Source organism: Neisseria sp. P0021.S006 (genome assembly GCF_051956895.1).
The window spans coordinates 1-1,914 of sequence record NZ_JBQCWZ010000210.1; the positions used below are offsets into that span (position 1 = coordinate 1).

The window sequence follows — 1,914 nt, forward strand, 5'->3', positions numbered from 1 at the left end:
AAGTATTTCAAAGCTACGCTTGAAAAACGGTTTCGTAAATGAATGGTTTTGATTAGAATGCTTGCTAATAATCCTTAAGGATTAGTCTGCTTTAATTATATAAAGAGAATATATGGAAACAAAACCAACTTCCCAAAATGAACAACAGGCTAACCGCCGTTATTTGACTGTTTGGCGATGGCATTTTTATGCCGGACTTTTGGTCGCGCCGTTTTTAACTCTGCTGGCTGTTACAGGGTTGGGAATGCTGCTATTTGCCAATATCACCGGTAAAGAAGGCGAGCGGATACATGTTACGCCGCAAGCAGTGGTGCAGCCTTTGTCGGCTCAAGCTGAAGCCGCCAGACAGTTTGTGAATCCGGAAACTGCTTCTGTGGTGCAATATATTGCGCCGCGCGCAGATGATATGGTGGCCGTATTTCGTGTGAACAACGACGATAAAGCCACTATGGTTGCCGTTGATCCTTATACGGCAAAAGTCGTGAATACGATACCGCGCGGTCAAGGCTGGTATCACACGATGGACGAAATCCATGGCGATATGATGATGGGTGCGACTGGTGACTACCTGTTGGAAACTGCTGCATCGCTAACCATCATCATGATTGTGACCGGTATTTATTTGTGGTGGGTAAAACAGCGTAGTCTGAAGGCCGTCCTTTTACCTAAAGCAGGCAAAGGCCGTTCTTGGTGGCGCAACCTGCACGGTGCGGTTGGCTCTTGGGTTTCTTTGATTTTGCTGCTGTTCTGTTTGTCTGGTATTGCTTGGGCAGGTATTTGGGGTGGTAAGGCTGTGCAGGCATGGAGCCAATTCCCAGCCGGCAAATGGGGTGTGGAGCCTAATCCGGTATCTTCCGTGCCAACCCATGGCGATGTGTTGAATGATGGCAAATCCAAAGAAGTGCCGTGGATTTTAGAGCTGACGCCTATGCCGGTTTCCGGTACGACACTGGGCGAAAACGGCATTAATCCAAGTGAACCGATGACGTTGGAAACGGTTGACCGCTTTGCGCGCGAAATTGGCTTCAAAGGCCGCTATCAGTTGAACCTACCTAAAGGCGAAACCGGCGTATGGACGCTGTCGCAAGACTCAATGAGCTACGATATGATTAGTCCGACTGCGGATCGTACGGTACACATCGATCAATACAGCGGCAAAGTCCTGGCTGATATTCATTTCGATGATTACAACTGGTTTGGTAAATTCATGGCAGCAAGTATTGCTTTGCATATGGGTACACTGGGCTGGTGGAGCGTATTGGCAAATGTCTTGTTCTGTCTGGCGATTATCTTTATCTGTGTCAGCGGCTGTGTGATGTGGTGGAAGCGCCGTCCTTCGGAAGCACGTGGTTTGGTTCCTCCTGCACAGAAAATCAAATTGCCGGTATGGTGGGCAATGGCTGTGCCACTTCTTATTTTGGCTGTGATTTTCCCGACGGCTATTGCCGCAATCGCTGTTATTTGGATTTTGGATACACTGTTATTATCACGTATTCCAGCATTAGCAGGATGGTTTAAATAACCGCCCGATGTAATTCAAGGCCGTCTGAATCTTTTGTTTCAGACGGCCTTTTTTATAGAGGTCAAAAGTAGGGGGTTATGATTCTGTTTAAGTTTATGCGTGAGATGGGAATTGTGATTGGCTTACAGGATTGTGTAAGAAAGACGAGGAGATCTTGTATAAAAACAAAAAACCCACTTCATTGAAGTGGGTTTTTGAAGAAAGCGATTAACCTTTGCGAGCAGGCAATTTTTCTTTAATGCGGGCCGCTTTACCGGTCAGGCCACGCAAGTAGTACAGTTTGGCGCGACGTACGTCACCACGGCGTTTAACTTCGATTTTTTCTACGGTAGGAGAGTACAGTTGGAAAGTACGTTCTACACCTTCGCCGCTAGAGATTTTGCGAACGATGA

At 47.0% G+C, this 1,914-nt stretch carries 2 protein-coding genes; one reads left to right on the forward strand and one right to left on the reverse strand.

Annotated elements, in window-relative coordinates; genetic code table 11:
• The first annotated feature begins 112 nt into the window (after nt 1-112).
• Nucleotides 113-1,522, forward strand: coding sequence for a PepSY-associated TM helix domain-containing protein (locus ACTHUM_RS12610; RefSeq protein WP_440403017.1), 1,410 nt, complete (start codon nt 113-115; stop codon nt 1,520-1,522).
• A gap of 207 nt (nt 1,523-1,729) precedes the next feature.
• On the opposite strand, the gene ACTHUM_RS12615 is transcribed toward ACTHUM_RS12610, so the two are convergent.
• Nucleotides 1,730-1,914, reverse strand: a 185-nt coding sequence (locus ACTHUM_RS12615; protein WP_440402825.1) for a 50S ribosomal protein L19, incomplete at its 5' end; no start/stop codon positions are given.

What these genes read in the sequence shown, in the direction of transcription:
- ACTHUM_RS12610 (WP_440403017.1), top strand. Translation starts at nt 113, where the DNA reads ATGGAAACAAAACCAACTTCCCAAAATGAACAACAGGCTAACCGCCGT.